This is a genomic window from Vicinamibacterales bacterium (assembly GCA_036496585.1).
In the GTDB taxonomy this organism is placed as follows: Bacteria; Acidobacteriota; Vicinamibacteria; order Vicinamibacterales; family 2-12-FULL-66-21; genus JAICSD01.
In genome coordinates this window covers 70488-86441 of record DASXLB010000033.1, presented here as the reverse complement: position 1 = coordinate 86441, position 15954 = coordinate 70488, and the positions used below count along the sequence as shown (strand labels likewise).

The following is a 15954-nucleotide window of genomic DNA, read 5'->3' as shown; positions in this document are numbered from 1 at the left end:
CGCCGCGATTGTAACGCCAGAACCGACGGGAGACAGCCTGCATGTTATGCTCCTGTCCGGTTCCGGTCCGCTGCTACGATCACACATGCGAACGAGTGCCGCTGGATAATGTCGGGGTATCTGCCTCTCGCCGTTTTTCTCGGGCTGATCCTCGCGTTCGCGGCCGTCTCGCTCGCCGGCGCCTGGCTCGTCCGGCCGGCGCGTCCGGCGGGCTCGAAATCCGAGAACTACGAGTGCGGCGCGCCGCCGATTGGCGAAGCGTGGGTGCAGTTCCCGGTCGGGTTCTACCTCGTCGCATTGATCTTCCTCGTGTTCGACACGCTCGCGGTGTTCCTCTTTCCGTGGGCGGTGACGATGCGGGCGCTCGGGATGGGCGGCCTGAAGGCGATGCTGGGCTTCGTCGGCATCCTGAGTCTCGCGTGGGTGTATGCCTACCGGGAGGGGATCCTCGAGTGGAAATAAAGCCGCCCATTCCCCAGATTCCCGTCCCGTTCTGGAAAGACATCAAGGATCTGCAGGAGTGGGAGACCCACCATCAGCGCCGACCGGAGCGCGGCGACAAGCATTCCCCGTTCTTCGAGCAGCTCACTGAAGGCCTCCACAACTTTCCCGGCGGTTTCGCGCTGACAACGGTGGCCGACGGGTTCTTCAACTGGGCGAGGAAATCGTCCGTGTGGCCGGTCTCGTTCGGGCTGGCCTGCTGTGCCATCGAGATGATGGCGACGTTCGCGTCGCGCTTCGACGTCGAGCGGCTCGGCATGGTGCCATGGGCGTCGCCGCGGCACTCGGATCTGATGATCGTGTCGGGCACGGTGACGATCAAGATGGCGCCGATGCTCGAGCGTATCTACGAACAGATGCCGGATCCGAAGTGGGTCGTCTCGATGGGCTCGTGCGCGAATTCCGGCGGCCCCTTTCGCCACGGCTATCACGTCGTCAAGGGGGTGGATCGGGTCGTGCCGGTGGACGTCTATGTGCCGGGCTGCCCGCCGCCGCCCGAGTCGCTGCTGAACGGATTGCTGCTGCTCCAGGACCAGATCGCGCACTTCCGCCGGACCGGGAAGCGCGCCGACGCCAACGAGAAGGTGGACTAGTGATCACCCTCGAGCGGGCGCGCGAGCTGCTCGCCGCCGTCGGCACGGTGGCGCCGGCGGCGTCGCCGATCACCGTGCAGGTCGCGGCGGAGCGCTGGCTCGAGGCAGCGCGGGTCGCCAAGGACGCGGCCGGCTGCGCCTTTTTCAATTTCCTGACGGCGATCGACTGGAAGGCGGACGGCCTCGAAGTCGTCGCCTGGTTCGACAACCTCGACGCGAACATCTCGGTGCAGCTGCGCACGCGGCTCGTCGCGGGGCAGACGGCGTGCCCGTCGCTGGTGCCGATCTTCCGCGGCGCGGACTGGATGGAGCGCGAGTGCTTCGACATGTTCGGCATCCGCTTCGACGGCCACCCCGATCTGCGGCGCATCCTGCTCGGCGACGACTGGGAGGGGCATCCGCTCCTCAAGTCCTACGCGGTCGACACGCCGCATCCTCCCTACAGATAGCCGACGCGTATGAGCGACGTCCGCGCCATCGACTACCAGGGCAGCGAGCGGCTGACCATGAACATGGGGCCGCAGCACCCGTCGGCGCACGGCGTCTTCCGCGCCATCCTGACGCTCGAAGGGGAGACGGTGGTCGGCGTCGACGCCGTGATCGGCTATCTGCACCGCTGCCACGAGAAGCTCGCCGAAACGCTCGCCTACGTGCAGTACCCTTCGATTGCGTCGAAGACCGACTACGTCGCGGCGATGTGCAGCGAGTTGGCGTATGTCAGCGCCGCGGAACAGATCGGACAATTCGAGGTTCCCAGGCGCGCGCAGTACCTGCGCGTGATGATGGGCGAGCTGCAGCGGATCGCCTCGCACTGCCTGTGGCTCGGGACGTGGTGCATGGACATGGGAGGGGCGCTCGGCGGCGGCGCCACGATCTTCCTCTACTGCATCCGCGAGCGCGAGCTGGTGCTCGACCTGTTCGAGGCGCTCGTCGGCGCACGCCTCCTCTACGGCTTCCACCAGGTCGGCGGGGTCCGCTATGACATTCCCGAGGGCTGGACGGCGAAGTGCCGGGAGACGATCGATCTGATCGCGGCCCGTCTCGACGAGTACCAGGCGATGCTCGAGGACAATCCGTTCTTCGACATGCGCGTCAAGGGGGTCGGCGTCATCTCGAGCGCGCTGGCGCTGGACCTCGGCATCAGCGGGCCGCTGCTGCGCGGATCCGGGATCAACTGGGATCTGCGTCGCAACGCGCCGTATTCGTCCTACCAGGACTTCCAGTTCGAGGTGCCGGTGGAAGCCGCCGGCGACTGTCATGCGCGCTACCGGGTGCGGATGGTCGAGTTCCGGCAATCGATCCGCATCGTTCGCCAGATACTCGACGGCCTGCCCGAGGGGCCGATCTCGTCGCGCCCGGGCGTCAAGTCGCTGGCGCAGGTCAAGGTGCCGAAAGGGGAAGCGTACGCGCGGGTCGAGGGGCCGCGCGGCGAGGTCGGCTGCTTCCTGGTGTCGGACGGCAGCAACAAGCCGTACCGGATGAAGTGGCGCGGCGCGTCGTTCTCCAACCTGGCCGTCCTGCCGCACATCCTGCCCGGCTGCGGGGTCGCCGACGTCGTGGCGATCATGGGGAGCGTCGACCCGGTGTTCGGCGAGGTGGATCGCTGATGCCGCTTGCGGCCTTCGACGCACTGCCGCGCGCGGTGCAGGCGCTGGCCATGGGCGGCGTCATTCTCGGCGCACTGACCGGCATCCTCGCCTACGTCACGTTGCTCGAGCGCAAGTTCGCGGCGCGGATGCAGTCGCGCATCGGCCCCCACCGCGTCGGCCCGCACGGGCTGCTGCAGCCGATCGCCGACGGCGTCAAGCTGCTGCTCAAGGAAGACGTCATCCCGGACACGGCCGACCGTCCGGTATTCAACCTGGCGCCGGTCGTCTTCCTGATTCCGTGCCTGCTGATCTTCGCGACCATCCCGTTTGCACCGGGTATCGGCGTGTCGGACCTCGACACCGGCGTCCTGTTCTTTCTCGCGATTTCGTCGCTGGAGATCGTCGGCCTGTTCATGGCCGGTTGGGGGTCGAACAACAAGTACGCGCTGCTCTCGGTGATGCGGGCGGTGAACCAGATCATCTCCTACGACCTCCCGTTCATCATGGCGGCGCTGGTGCCGGTGATGCTCGCCGGCTCGCTGCGGCTGTCGGAGATCGCGGCGGCGCAGTCGCATCTCTGGTTCATCGCGTATCCGGTGATCGGTCAGATCGCGTTCGTGTTCTTCATCATCACCGCGGTCGCCGCCGAGAACCGCGTCCCCTTCGACGTCCTCGAGGCGGAATCGGAGCTGGTGGCCGGCTTCCGCGTCGAGTACTCGGGGATGAAGTTCGCGATCATCCAGCTCGCCGAATACGCGCACGTGCTCGGCACGTCGTTTCTCGGCGCGTTGCTCTTCCTGGGCGCGTGGGCGGGCCCTGGGCCGATCTGGCTCGGCCCGGCGTGGTTCCTGCTCAAGGCCCTCGGCATCTTCCTGTTGATCACCTGGATCCGCTGGAGCTTCGTCCGCATCCGCGTCGATCAGATCCTGCGCGTGTCGTGGAAGCTGATGCTCCCCGCGTCGCTGCTGCTGCTGCTCGCCACCGCCGCGACGATCGTGTGGAGGACGCCGCATGCGTGATCGGGTGATCTCGCGATCGGGTGATCGGGTGATCGCCAGAAAGACTGTATTCGCCGAGGCCTGGACGATCGGCAAGGCGGTCGGCCAGGCGATGCGGATCACGCTCGTCAACTTCTTCAGGAAGCCCGTCACCGTCCACTATCCGACCGTCTCGCGGCCGTTTCCGAACCGCTTCCGCGGACTGCTGGCGCTGACCTACGACCCCGAGACCGGCGAGGAAAACTGCATCGGCTGCCGGTTGTGCGAGTTCATCTGTCCGCCGGCGGTGATCAAAGTCGAGATGCTGAAGGCGGAGAAGCGCAACTTCGCCAAGACTTTCATCCTCGAGCTCTACGCGTGCGAATTCTGCGAGCTCTGCGTGCAGGTCTGCCCGACCGACGCCATCGTGATGATGAAGTCGTTCGACCTCGCCACCGCCGACCGCCGCGAGATGCTGCTCGACAAGGACCGCCTGCACGTGATCGGCCTGCAGCACGAGGCGTCGTGGGCGACCGGCAACAGGCTGCGTGAGATGCAGCAGCCGCCCAAGAAAGCGACAGAAGACAGAAAGACGGAACCCGGCAAGAGCGAAACGGGGGCGGCAGGCGCATGACGCTGCAGGTCGTCGCCTTCTGGGCGTTCGCCGTGACGCTGGTCACCGCCGCCCTGGCCGTCGTGCTGGGCAAGAACCTCTTCCATGCCGTCTTGTGGCTGGCGCTGGCACTCGTCGCCACGGCCGGGGTTTTCATCACTTTAAACGCCGAGTTCATCGCCGCGGTCCAGATCCTCCTGTACGCCGGGGGCGTCGTCACGGTCGTGGTGTTCGCGATCGTGGTGACCGAGCGCCTGATCGGCGAGCGTCTGTCGCAGACCAGCCGCCGCGTCACCGCCGGCGCGGTCGTCTCGCTCGGCTTGCTGGCGCTGCTGGTGCGCGCGATCGTCCAGGCGCCGCTGTCCCTGCCGTGGCCGCCCCCGCCAGCCGACCTGACCCGCCAGCTCGGGACATCGCTGCTGACCCGGTTCGTCCTGCCGTTCGAACTGCTTGCCGTGCTGCTGCTCGTCGGCCTGCTGGCCGCCAGCTATTTCGCGAGGCCAGAGGAGTAGGCGATGCCGCTGCAGGCGTATCTCACGCTCGCCGCAATCGTGTTCTGCGTCGGCCTCTTCGGCACGGTCACGCGCCGCAACACCGTCGGCATCCTGCTCGGCATCGAGCTGATGCTGAACGGCGTCAACATCAACTTCGTCGCCTTCAGCCGCTTCCACGCCGACGTCACCGGCATGGTGTTCACGCTGTTCGCCATCTGCATCACGGTCGCCGAGGTCGCGCTCGGTCTGGCGATCGTCATTCTTCTGTTCCGCATGCGCAAGACGGCCACCGCGGATCACGTCGACTGGTTGAAGGGATGACGGCCAATCCCGTGACGCTCGTCCTCCTCGCGCTGTTGCTGCCGGCCGCGTCGTTTCTTGTCATCGGGGTGCTGCCGCCGCTGCGGCGCGCCGGCCGCGTCGCCGCCTGGTTCTCGATCCTCTGCATGGTCGCGTCGTTCGCCAGCGCGGTTGCCGCCTGGTTCGCGTGGCACCAGCCGGGCGTCACGGAGCTGCGCGCCGTCTGGTCGTGGCTGCCGGCGGCGGCAGGACCGCTCGCCACCGTCGGCGTCCTCGTCGACTCCACGTCGACGACCATGCTGCTGCTGGTGACGCTGGTGGCGTCGCTGGTGCAGATCTATTCGACCTGTTACCTGAGCGACGAGCCGAATCCCGCGCTCGGCCGCTACTACGCGCTGCAGTCGTTCTTCGCCTTCTCGATGATGGGCGTCGTGGTCGCGCCGAACCTGCTGCAGCTGTTCATCTGCTGGGAGCTGGTCGGCGTCTGTTCGTGCCTGCTGATCGGATTCTGGTACACGAAACCGGAGGCGGCTCGTGCCGCGCTGAAGGCGTTCTGGACGACCAAGCTCGGCGACGTCGGCCTGCTCATCGGCATCGTCCTGCTGCAGCGCATGACCGGGACGTTCGATCTCGTCACGCTGCGGGGCATGGCGGAGACGATTCCGGCCGCGGCCGCCGGCCTGCCGTTCGGGCTGTCGCTGATTACGTTCTGCGTGTACCTGGGAGCGGCAGGGAAGTCGGCACAGTTCCCGCTGCACGTGTGGCTGCCCGACGCGATGGAAGGTCCGACACCGGTGTCGGCGTTGATCCACGCGGCGACGATGGTGACGGCGGGCGTGTATCTGCTGATCCGGACGCAGTGGCTGTTCGCGCTGACGCCGGACGTGTTGGCGATCGTGTGCTGGAACGGCGCGTTCACGGCGCTGCTGGCCGCCGTCCTCGCCTGCGTGCAGACCGACATCAAGCGTGTGCTGGCGTATTCGACGGTCTCGCAGCTCGGCTACATGATGGCGGCGATCGGCGCGGGCTACGCGATGAACGGGTTCCTCCACCTGCTGACGCACGGCGTGTTCAAGGCGCTGCTGTTCCTCGGCGCCGGCGCGGTCATCCACGCTGTCGGCAGCAACGACATCAACGACATGGGCGGCCTGGCGAAGAAGATGCCGCAGACGGCGATCGTCTTCCTGATTGGCACGCTGTCGCTCGCCGGCATCCCCCTGTTCGCGGGCTTCGCGTCCAAAGAGGAAGTCCTCGGCTCGGTGTGGGTGGGCGGCTTCCACGTGCCGTTCTTCATGCTCCTTTTCTCCGCCTTCCTGACCGCGTTCTACATGTTTAGGGTCGTCTTCGTGGCGTTCTTTGGCCCATCGGCCATCGGTCATCGGCCATCGGCTATCGGACAGCCCGGCGACTCCACCGACACCGCGCACCACGGTCACGGCGCGGGAGGATACGCGTCGCATCTCCATGACGCACCGTTCCTCATGACCGGGCCGTTGTGGGTGCTGGCGCTGCTGGCGATGGCGATCGGGCTTTACTTCACCGTCAGCGAGCCGTGGCACGAGTTCACGGCGCCGCGGTGGCTGTCGCCCGCGGCAATCGCCATGGCGGTCTCGGGCATCGTGCTCGCGTTCCTCACCTATCAGCGGCGCGCCATCAGCGCTGACGCGCTGGCGTCGGCGTTCGCGCCGATCCGGACGGCCGCGCTGCGCAAGTTCTGGCTCGACGACATCTACGTCGCTCTCTACAGGCACGTCCTGCTCGTCTTCTCGCGCGCCGTCGGCTGGTTCGACCGCTATCTCGTCGACGGCGTGCTCAACGTGATCAGCGCATGGACCCTCGAGGCCGGCGACCGCCTGCGCCGCCTGCAGACCGGCAAGGTGCAGGACTACGTGTGGGCGGTCGGGCTCGGGGTGCTGGCGCTGATGGCGTGGATCGGAGTGACCTGGTGAGCGGATTCCCGGTACTCTCGGTCATCACCTGGTCGCCGTTCGTCGCGGCGCTCGTCATCATGGCGTTGGCGCGCCACAAGCCGCTGCTGGTGCGGCTGACCGCGACCGTGGGGGCGGTGATCCCGCTCCTGCTGAGCGTGTGGCTCTGCTTCGCCTACGACCGCGCCGCCGCCGGCTTCCAGTTCGCCGAGCACCACCCGCTCGTGCCGTCGTTCGGCATCACCTACAACCTGGCGCTCGACGGCATGGGCCTGGTGCTGACGCTGCTGACCTCGATCATCCTGTTCGCCGGCGTCTTCGCGTCGTGGACGGTGAAGACGCGTGGCCAGGAGTTCTACGCTTTGCTGCTCCTGCTGGTGACCGGCGTCTTCGGCGTCTTCGTGTCCTTCGATCTCTTCGTCTTCTTCCTGTTCTACGAGATCGCGGTGCTGCCGATGTATCTCCTCATCGGCATCTGGGGATCGAGCGGCGAGGTCAAGCCGCAGGGGATTTTCGGCTGGGCGTTCAAACGGACCGGCGTCGGCACGAAGGAATACGCGGCGATGAAGCTGACGCTCTATCTGCTGCTCGGTTCGGCGTTCATCCTGGTCGGCATCCTCGCGCTCTACACGGCCGGCGGCTCGACGAGCTTCTCGTTCGTCGACCTGCAGCAGGTGCACTTCTCGGCTCGGCTGCAGTCGTGGGTGTTCCTGGCGTTCTACGTCGGCTTCGGCATCCTCGCCGGCATCTGGCCGCTGCACACATGGTCGCCCGACGGCCACGCCTCGGCGCCGACAGCGGTGTCGATGCTGCACGCCGGCGTGCTGATGAAGCTCGGCGCCTACGGGGTCGTCCGCCTCGGGCTCGGCCTGACGCCGCTCGGCGCGTCCGAGTGGGCCTGGCTGGTCGGCGCGATCGCCTGCATCAACATCGTCTACGGTGCGCTCAGCGCGATGGCGCAGACGGATCTGAAGTATGTCGTCGCCTATTCATCCGTGTCGCACATGGGGATCGTGATGCTCGGCATCGCGACCCTGACGGAGCAGGGGCTCAACGGCGCCGTCTTCCAGATGGTGGCGCACGGCATCATGACGGGGCTCTTCTTCGCGCTGGTCGGGCTCGTCTACGAGAAGGCGCACTCGCGCGCCATCTTCACGATGGGCGGCTTCGGGCAGATGATGCCCGGCATCGCGACCGCGTTCGCGATCGGCGGCTTCTCGTCGCTCGGACTGCCGGCGACGGCCGGGTTCGTAGCCGAGTTCCTGACGTTCGTCGGCGCATACGCGTCGGCGCACCCGTGGTGGCTGTTCCCGGGCGTCATCGGCGCCTTCCTAACGTCGATCTACGTGCTGCGCGTGGTGCGCACGATCTTCTGGGGGACGAGGAGCACCGACCCGCACTTCCAGCATCTGCCCGACGCGCAGGGGACAGAGTGGGTTGCCCTTGTGTTGCTGGTCGGCATGCTGATCCTCTTCGGCGTGGTCCCGCACCTGCTCGTCGCGCCGATCGACACCGCCACGGTGCCGCTGCTCGTCCGGCTCGGGGTGCTGCGATGATCTCGCTCACCGGCCCGCTTGGTCTCGAGCTCGGGCTCGGGGCGCTGCTCGCCGCCGTGCTGCTGCTGGGGCTGTTCCGACCTGCGACGCCGGATCGCCGCTGCGGCTGGGTGGCGTTCGCCGGGTTGATCGGCCTGTCGGCCTGGTCGTTCATGCTGCAGCCGGGGGGGACGCTCCTCGGCGGCGTCTACGTGCTCGATCCGCTCGCGCTCTTCGCGCAGCGCCTTTTCCTCGTGTCGGCCGCCGTCAGCGTGCTCGCCGCACTCGGGCTGCCGGGCGACTGGTTCAGCCGCCGCGGCGCCGAGTATCACGTCGCGCTGCTGGCGTCGCTCCTCGGCATGCTCGTGCTGGCGGCAGCGCGCGAGCTGATCCTGCTGTTCGTCGCGTTCGAGCTGATGTCGATCCCTTTGTACTTCCTCACCGGCTTCCACAAGCGCCAGCCCACGGCGGGGGAGGGGGCGCTCAAGTTCTTTCTTGTCGGCAGCGTGTCGTCGGCGGTGATGCTCTACGGCTTCTCGTTCCTCTACGGCGCCGCCGGCACGACCATGTTGAGCGCGATCCCGCAGGCGCTGGCGTCAGGCAGTCCGCTCGCCAAGGTCGGACTGGTCCTGGTGCTCGGCGGCATCGCGTTCAAGATCGCCGCAGTGCCGTTCCACATGTGGGTGCCCGACACCTACGAAGCGGCGTCGACGCCGTTTGTCGCCTGGCTTTCGGTGGCGCCGAAGGCGGCGGGATTCGTCGTCGTGTTCCGCCTGTACCTCGCGGGAGCGGGCGGCGCGGCGCTCGTGTGGGTGCCGGTCCTGACCGCCCTGGCGGCGATCACCATCGTCGCCGGCAACCTGATGGCGATCCCGCAGCAGAACGTGAAACGGCTGCTGGCCTACTCGGGCGTCGCGCATATCGGCTACATGCTGATCGGCGTCGCCGCGATGTCGGCGCACGGCGCCGGCATGGTGCTCTTCTATCTCGTCGCGTATCTCTTCGGCAACATGGGCGCGTTCCTCGTCGTCCAGGCGGTGGGCACGGGGGAAGGCAGCGACGCGATGGCGAGCTATCGCGGCCTGGCGCAGCGGTCGCCGGTGCTGGCGCTGAGCATGCTCGTGTTCCTGCTCTCGCTGGGCGGCATTCCGTTCGTCGCCGGGTTCTGGGCGAAGCTGTTCATCTTCCAGGCCGCCATCGACCGCCACATGTACGTCCTGGCGCTGTTCGGCGCCGTGCTGACGATTGTCGCGCTCTACTACTACCTGGTGCTGGCCAGCCGGATGTACATCGATGCGCCGGAGAAGCCGGACCGGATTCCCCTCGCCGCGCCGCTCTTCGCCGCCATTCTCTTCTGCGCGATTGGCGTCGTGATCATGGGCGCGTATCCGGAACCGTGGGTGAGCGCGGCGTTACGCGCCGCGGCGCCGCTATTCTGAGGATTGAGCCGGCTTTTGAAGCGGGCGCCCTGAGTCGCAACAGCCGGCAGGAAAAAAACAGGGCCGGCGGCCTGAGCCGCCGACCCTGTGTGGCCTCGCGCATGGTTCGCGTCACGCGCGCGGCCAACTCGTGCAAGCGCTGGCGGGATCCACTGCCCGAACTCCCACGTTTTGCGGGTTGGGAGGAGTCGCGTCGGTTGAAGCCGGGCTGCGAATCCGTTCGCGTTGAACCATTTGACTCCATCCGGCCGCCGATAGGCGTGGCACTCCTGTGAAGAAAGGGTGGCCTCGCGATGACACCTGCAGGCGACAGTGTGCTCGCCTGAGGACGCGCGCGCTCCACAAGATCGCTCAGCAAAACGGCGATCACCGAAAGGTACCTCCGTTGCTTATACTGCTAGCGGCGCCTAACTCCGGAGGGATCCTCGTGAAACGGTTTCTCATTCTTGTCTCCGCGTGCAGCATGGCCCTGCTGCTGCTGTCGCCTGCGAACGCGGCTGCGCAACGCGGGGGCGGGCACGGCGGCGGGCACGGCGGCGGTGGCGGCGGCGGTCAACCCTCAGGCCCGAGCGGCGGTCATGGCGGTGGACCGAGCGGCGGCGGCGGTGGCCCGTCGAACGGCCATGGCGGCGGCTATCCCGGTGGTGGATATCATCCGTACTACGGCGGCGGCTATCGCGGCTACTACGGGGGGTACCACCCCTACTACTACAGCCCGTACTTCTCTAACGGGTTCTACGCCTCCTTCTATTACGGACTCGGCTACTACCCGTACTACTGGAACTTTGCCTACGGCTATCCGGGTTACTACGGTGCCTACGGCGGGTACGGTGCCTACGGCGCCTACGGCGGTTATCCGTGCTGCGGTTATCCCAATGCCGCGTATGCCTATGGCGGTTGGTCGACCGCCCGGCTCGAAATGAAGCCGCGGGAAGCGCAGGTGTTCGTCGACGGCTACTACGTTGGCACGATCAACGACTTCGACGGGGTGTTCCAACGCCTCGACATCCCGGTTGGTCAGCACGAGCTGAGCGTGTACCTGCCGGGCTATCAGACCTGGAGTCAGCAGGTGCTGTTTCGTCCGGGTGAGAGCTACCACTACAAGGGGGACTTGCAGGCGGCCGCCCCAGGCGCGCCGCAGGATCCTCGTCCAGTGCCGAACCCCAACGCGCAGAACAACGCGCCGCAGGAGTACGGTCCGCCGCCCAACGAGCCGGGATACGGCGATCCGAACGGTCAGCACGGGTATCCGCCGCAGTCCAACGGCAATCCGAACGGCGGGATGTATCCGTATCCACCCCAGGCCGGCGAGCCGGGACGCCTGCCGCCGATGCCGGAGGGACGCACCGGCGGCAATCCCGCGGCCGGCTTCGGCACCTTGAACCTGCGCGTTCAGCCGGGCGACGCCGTGGTGCAGATCGACGGCGAGAAGTGGGACAACCCGGATGGCGGCAGCCGTCTGGTCGTTCAGCTCGCGGCCGGGCCGCACCAGATCGAAGTTCGGAAAGACGGCTATCGGCCTTACTCGACGACGATTCAGATCCATGCGGGCGAGCCGCAGACGATCAACGTCGTGCTGCCGCAGGGATACTGATCGAGTAGTTGGCAGTTTGCGGTCCGCAGTTCCGGCTCTCGCCGGGGCTGCGGACTTCCGGCGTACGCCTTTCATGGAAACGCCATCGGCCCGACACAACCTCCAGCCGAGCCAATCAGTCTGAGTTCTCTGAATGCGCCGCACCTGCCTGCGGCGTCCGGAGAGTGGCTCATGCTCAGAGAAATCATCATGTGGGTGAGTGTAGGCACCGCGGCCTAAGCGCGATTGTCGCGCCGGTCGTGACGGCTGTCGGTTCGTGCCTGCGCGCGCGGGGGGCCAGGCGTGCGCTCGCGGGCCTGGGGCTGGCCTGTGCCGGCGCAGTCCTCTGGACCGTGCTGCCGCCGGCGGTGGCGCTGCCGGCGATGATGCTGGAGCCGCAGACCGCGATGGCGCTCCTGCAGGCGCATGGCGCTGGGGCGGCGTTCGCGGCCGGAATCGCCGCATGGCTCCTCCAGCTCGCGCTCGAACGCCGGGTCCCGCGCTTTGGCCCGACGTTCGAAGCCGCCACCGCCCTTGCCATCGTCGCCGCCATCAGGGATGACGATCGAACGCTCAGGCGAGCGGAATCACTGTATCGGGAAACCGCAGTGGCACCTGGATATCCGACGGCGGTTGGCGTGCCGGATTCCGCGTTCTGAGCGGCCGACACGGATTCTCATCGACTCACGCTGACCGCCGGGAGCAGGAACGTGAACACCGCGCCGCCGCCGGGCGTGTTCGAGGCGTGCACCTCGCCGCCGTGTCGATTGACGATGGCGCGGACGATGGAGAGGCCGAGGCCGCTGCCCGATGGCGCCCCGGTGCCGGAGCGGGCCGCGTCGACCTTGTAGAAGCGATCGAACACGTGCGTCAGGTGATCTCGCGGGATGCCCGGCCCGGTGTCGGAGATCGTCAACTGGACGCGGTCGCCGTCGGGCTGAGCGCGCAGCGTCACGGTGCCGCCGGCCGGCGTGTGACGGATGGCGTTCGCCGCCACGTTCTGCAGGGCCTGCTCGAGGCGATCGGGGTCGCCGAAGACGAGCGGGGTACCGGCCTCGGTGGTCGTCGTCAGACTGACGCCGCGGTCGCGCAACTGCGGCTGATGGCGATCGGCGACGCGGCGGAACAGGTCATCGATGAGCACCGGCTCGCGCTCGAGCGTGTCGCCGCCCCCCTCGAGCCGCGCCAGGTCGAGAAGGTCGCCGATGATCGACTCGAGCTTGTGGGTTTCCTCGTCGACGATGCCCAGGTAACGGCGCTTGGTCGGTTCGTCCAGCGTCAGCTCGGGCATCGCCAGCGTCTCGATGTAGCCGCGAATCCCGGCGAGCGGCGTCATCAGCTCGTGCGAGACGTCGGCCAGCAGCTGCCGGCGCACGCGGTCGGACTCGGCCAGCGCGGTCGCGCGAGTGCTGAGATCGGTCGCCATCGTGTTGAAGGTTCCCGCGAGGGCGCTGACCTCGTCGCCGCCAGCCTCGTCGGCTCGCACGTCGGTACGGCCTTCACCGAGCGCCCGCGCCGCCTCCTCGAGCGAGTGCAGACGGCGCCGGGTGGGACGGAAGATGACGAAGGCCATGATTGCCGCGCCGAAGCCGAGCAGCGCCACGCCGATCCACGCGAGCGTCGGTGCGATCTCGCGGAAGCTGATGTCGAACCCCGGTGGGTTTCGCGGTACCGCGACCACGCCGATGATCCGGCCGCCGACGGTGACGTCCGCATACTCGGCGTAGAACCGGCGGCCGTTGGGCGGCGGCTCGTGCTCGAAGGGTTCCCCCTGATGGTACAGCCGGCGGCGCGCTTCGCGGCCGAGCGGCGGCGGCAGCACGTTCGGACGGTTCGAGAAGACCTCCTCGCGGCTGCCGAAGACCACGGCGAAGGGCGGGTAGCCGCGGCCGTACTTGGCCTTCAGATGCGCAGCCAGGTCGAGACCGGGGTATTCGGAGAGCTGCGTCTCGAGATCCTGTGCGACGACATCGGCAACCTGCGCCGGGGTGCGGTTGGCGCGCCCCCACAGCTGCCCAGACATCCACACCGCGAGGCTCGTCTGAACGAGCAGCAGCGTCGCCAGCAGCACGACGTAGCCAATCGCGATTTTCGAATAGAGACTCCGGTACCAGCGGCGCTTGGGCATGGCGTGTCAACCGAGGGACATCGCGGCGCTAGGCATCGCTGAACTTGTAGCCGGTTCCCCAGACGGTCAGGATGTAGCGCGGTTCGGCCGGGTCGCCTTCGATCTTCTTGCGCAGGCGCTTGATCAGCGTGTCGACGCTGCGCTCCGTGATGTGGGTGTCGCCCCCCCAGACGCGCTGCACGAGCGCATCGCGGCTGAACACGATGCCCCGGTTGCTGGCCAGCACGTAGAGCAGATCGAACTCGTGCGCCGTCAGCTCGACCTCCCGCGTGTCGACGCGCGCCAGCCGCCGCGCCGGATCGACGTGGAGGGCGCCGGCGGTGACCGGGCTATGGTGGGCCGACGCATTGGCGGTAACCCGGCGGCGCCGCATCAGGGCACGGACGCGCGCCACGAACTCGCGAATGCCGAACGGCTTGGTGAGGTAGTCGTCGGCGCCGCTCTCGAGGCCGTTCACCTTGTCCGACTCCTCGCGGCGCGCCGTCAGCATCAGGATCGGTACGTCCTTCAGATGCGGTTCGCGCCGGATGGCGCGGCAGACGGTCACGCCGTCGAGACCCGGCAGCATCACGTCGAGGATGATCAGGTCGAACGACTGGGTCCGCGCCTGCAGCAGCCCATCGGCCCCGTCGCCGGAGGCGGAGGTCGCGAGGCCTTCGAGACCAAGGTGGAGCAGCACCAGCTCGCGGATGTGCGGATCGTCCTCGACGACGAGGACGCGAAGCTGGGCGGTCGGCCGGTCAGCGGTGACGGTCTCTGCAGTGGTCATCACACTTCAGTCTACGGCTGCGGCGGACGGGCGGTTTGCCGCTCTCCCGCCTGTCACGGTTTTTTCATCCGGGGGCCACTGCCCAGGCACGATCTCAGTCGTCTCCCAGTACATGACGAGAAGAACCATCGTATTGACCGCCCTCCTCGCCGGCGCTTCCGTCACGGCCGGCGCCTACTATACCCGCCGGGGAGACGGCGCTCCTGAGCTCACGACGGCTGCCGTCACCCGCGGCAACGTGGTCACCACGGTCGCCGCGACTGGCACGCTCGAGCCGGTCACGAACGTCGAGGTCGGGGCCCAGGTCACCGGCATTGTCGAGGCTCTGTACGCCGATTTCAACTCGATGGTTCACAAGGGACAGCTCCTGGCCAAGCTGGACCAGTCGACGTTCCTGACCTCGGTTGAGCAGGCGCGGGCGAATTTCACCGGCGCCCAAGCCGACGCGCAGCGGCTGAAGGTCGCCAGCGAGGCGGCCAACATCGCACTGACGCGCGCCCAGGAGCTGTCGTCGCGCCAGCTGCTGCCCGCGCAGGACCTGCAACAGGCCGAAACCGACGCGCGCACCGCCGCCGCCGACGTGGCCGGCGCCGATGCGAAGGTCGCGCAGGCGAAAGCGGATCTCAGCATGGCCGAGGTCAACCTCGCCAAGACCGTCATCTCGTCGCCGATCGACGGCGTCGTCACCGCGCGCAACGTCGACGTCGGGCAGACCGTCTCGGCGAACTTCTCGGCGCCGACGCTGTATATCATCGCCGCCGACCTGACGCACATGCAGCTCGACGCGAGCATCGACGAATCGGATCTGGGTCAGATCAAGCCGGGACAGACGGTGACGTTCCGCGTCGACGCCTATCCGGAGCGCATGTTCCGCGGCACGCTGACACAGATCCGCCTGAACGCCGCGACGGTCAACAACGTCGTGACCTATTCGGCGATGATCGACGCCCCGAACCCGACGCTCGATCTGAAGCCCGGCATGACGGCGACGCTGAGCGTGGAGGTGGCGCGCCGTGACCAGGTACTGCGCGTGCCGACCGCCGCGCTCCGCTTCAAGCCGGACGCCAACGTGCTGGTTCACTACGTCGGACCGCAGCCGCCGGCGTCGGCGCCGGCACCCGGCAAAGCCGTGTGGGCGATGAACGGCACCGCGATCGCGCCCGTCCCTGTCGTCGCCGGCATCAGCGACGGCACCTATACCGAGCTGGTCGGATCGCCGATTGCCGAAGGGACGGTCGTCGTGGTGCGAGCGTCCACGCCGGCGAACGCCCCGAACACACCCACGACCGGTAGCGGCAATCCGTTGCTGCCGCAGCGCCCCGGAGTCGGACGGCGAGGGTAGCGGCCGCGAATCGTCCGAACCGCCGCCAGCCCGTCGTCGTCTCAGGAGGCGTTTTCGGATCTACGGACGGTCGCCGCCGAGCACGCGCCGTCCATGTTCACGCGCGTCACCATCGACCGCGGCTTCGCACGCGCCGAAGCTCGCAGGATCAAGGCCACAACTCCGCCACCGCC

Annotated in this window: 16 protein-coding genes; 14 read left to right on the top strand and 2 right to left on the bottom strand. The window is 67.6% G+C overall.

All coding sequences use genetic code 11. The features are described from left to right. Nucleotides 1–108 precede the first annotated feature (108 nt). The 13 genes from ndhC to VGI12_11075 all read left to right on the top strand — a co-directional run bounded on the left by ndhC (nucleotide 109) and on the right by VGI12_11075 (nucleotide 12201). Nucleotides 109–462 carry an NADH-quinone oxidoreductase subunit A gene (gene ndhC / locus VGI12_11135; protein ID HEY2433216.1) on the top strand — a complete coding sequence of 118 codons (354 nt, stop codon included), beginning with the start codon at nucleotides 109–111 and terminating at the stop codon, nucleotides 460–462. Then, entirely contained in the window at nucleotides 453–1094 is a 642-nt protein-coding gene (locus VGI12_11130) for an NADH-quinone oxidoreductase subunit B family protein (GenBank protein HEY2433215.1), read from the top strand. Before ndhC ends, VGI12_11130 begins: the two co-directional genes overlap by 10 nt. Next, nucleotides 1094–1543: an NADH-quinone oxidoreductase subunit C gene (locus VGI12_11125; protein ID HEY2433214.1), complete on the top strand. Its 450-nt coding sequence runs from the start codon at nucleotides 1094–1096 to the stop codon at nucleotides 1541–1543. Before VGI12_11130 ends, VGI12_11125 begins: the two co-directional genes overlap by 1 nt. Before the next feature lie 9 nt (nucleotides 1544–1552). Next, a complete protein-coding gene (locus tag VGI12_11120; protein HEY2433213.1) occupies nucleotides 1553–2701 on the top strand; it encodes an NADH-quinone oxidoreductase subunit D in 1149 nt (382 codons plus the stop codon). After that, nucleotides 2701–3702 carry an NADH-quinone oxidoreductase subunit NuoH gene (nuoH, locus tag VGI12_11115; GenBank protein HEY2433212.1) on the top strand — a complete coding sequence of 334 codons (1002 nt, stop codon included), beginning with the start codon at nucleotides 2701–2703 and terminating at the stop codon, nucleotides 3700–3702. Before VGI12_11120 ends, nuoH begins: the two co-directional genes overlap by 1 nt. Next, entirely contained in the window at nucleotides 3695–4294 is a 600-nt protein-coding gene (locus tag VGI12_11110; protein ID HEY2433211.1) for an NADH-quinone oxidoreductase subunit I, read from the top strand. The genes nuoH and VGI12_11110 overlap by 8 nt, the downstream gene beginning before the upstream one ends. Continuing rightward, complete coding sequence (locus tag VGI12_11105) at nucleotides 4291–4785, top strand: NADH-quinone oxidoreductase subunit J (GenBank protein HEY2433210.1); 495 nt, start codon at nucleotides 4291–4293, stop codon at nucleotides 4783–4785. Before VGI12_11110 ends, VGI12_11105 begins: the two co-directional genes overlap by 4 nt. 3 nt (nucleotides 4786–4788) lie before the next feature. Then, nucleotides 4789–5088 (top strand): NADH-quinone oxidoreductase subunit NuoK, encoded by a 300-nt coding sequence (gene nuoK / locus VGI12_11100; GenBank protein ID HEY2433209.1) that lies wholly within the window; start codon nucleotides 4789–4791, stop codon nucleotides 5086–5088. After that, entirely contained in the window at nucleotides 5085–7016 is a 1932-nt protein-coding gene (gene nuoL / locus VGI12_11095; protein ID HEY2433208.1) for an NADH-quinone oxidoreductase subunit L, read from the top strand. Before nuoK ends, nuoL begins: the two co-directional genes overlap by 4 nt. After that, entirely contained in the window at nucleotides 7013–8551 is a 1539-nt protein-coding gene (locus VGI12_11090; GenBank protein ID HEY2433207.1) for an NADH-quinone oxidoreductase subunit M, read from the top strand. Before nuoL ends, VGI12_11090 begins: the two co-directional genes overlap by 4 nt. Then, nucleotides 8548–9969, top strand: coding sequence for an NADH-quinone oxidoreductase subunit N (locus tag VGI12_11085; protein ID HEY2433206.1), 1422 nt, complete (start codon nucleotides 8548–8550; stop codon nucleotides 9967–9969). The genes VGI12_11090 and VGI12_11085 overlap by 4 nt, the downstream gene beginning before the upstream one ends. 427 nt (nucleotides 9970–10396) lie before the next feature. Further along, nucleotides 10397–11563, top strand: coding sequence for a PEGA domain-containing protein (locus tag VGI12_11080; GenBank protein ID HEY2433205.1), 1167 nt, complete (start codon nucleotides 10397–10399; stop codon nucleotides 11561–11563). 239 nt (nucleotides 11564–11802) lie between these two features. After that, nucleotides 11803–12201, top strand: a complete 399-nt coding sequence (locus VGI12_11075) for a hypothetical protein (protein HEY2433204.1) — start codon at nucleotides 11803–11805, stop codon at nucleotides 12199–12201. A gap of 17 nt (nucleotides 12202–12218) precedes the next feature. Here VGI12_11075 and VGI12_11070 read toward each other — a convergent pair whose 3' ends face one another. Further along, nucleotides 12219–13670, bottom strand: coding sequence for a HAMP domain-containing sensor histidine kinase (locus VGI12_11070; GenBank protein HEY2433203.1), 1452 nt, complete (start codon nucleotides 13668–13670; stop codon nucleotides 12219–12221). Between the two features lie 28 nt (nucleotides 13671–13698). Then, complete coding sequence (locus VGI12_11065) at nucleotides 13699–14439, bottom strand: response regulator transcription factor (GenBank protein ID HEY2433202.1); 741 nt, start codon at nucleotides 14437–14439, stop codon at nucleotides 13699–13701. A 133-nt stretch (nucleotides 14440–14572) separates the two neighbouring features. On the opposite strand from VGI12_11065, the gene VGI12_11060 reads away from it, so the two are divergent. Then, nucleotides 14573–15781, top strand: coding sequence for an efflux RND transporter periplasmic adaptor subunit (locus VGI12_11060; protein ID HEY2433201.1), 1209 nt, complete (start codon nucleotides 14573–14575; stop codon nucleotides 15779–15781). The last annotated feature ends 173 nt before the right edge of the window (nucleotides 15782–15954 follow it).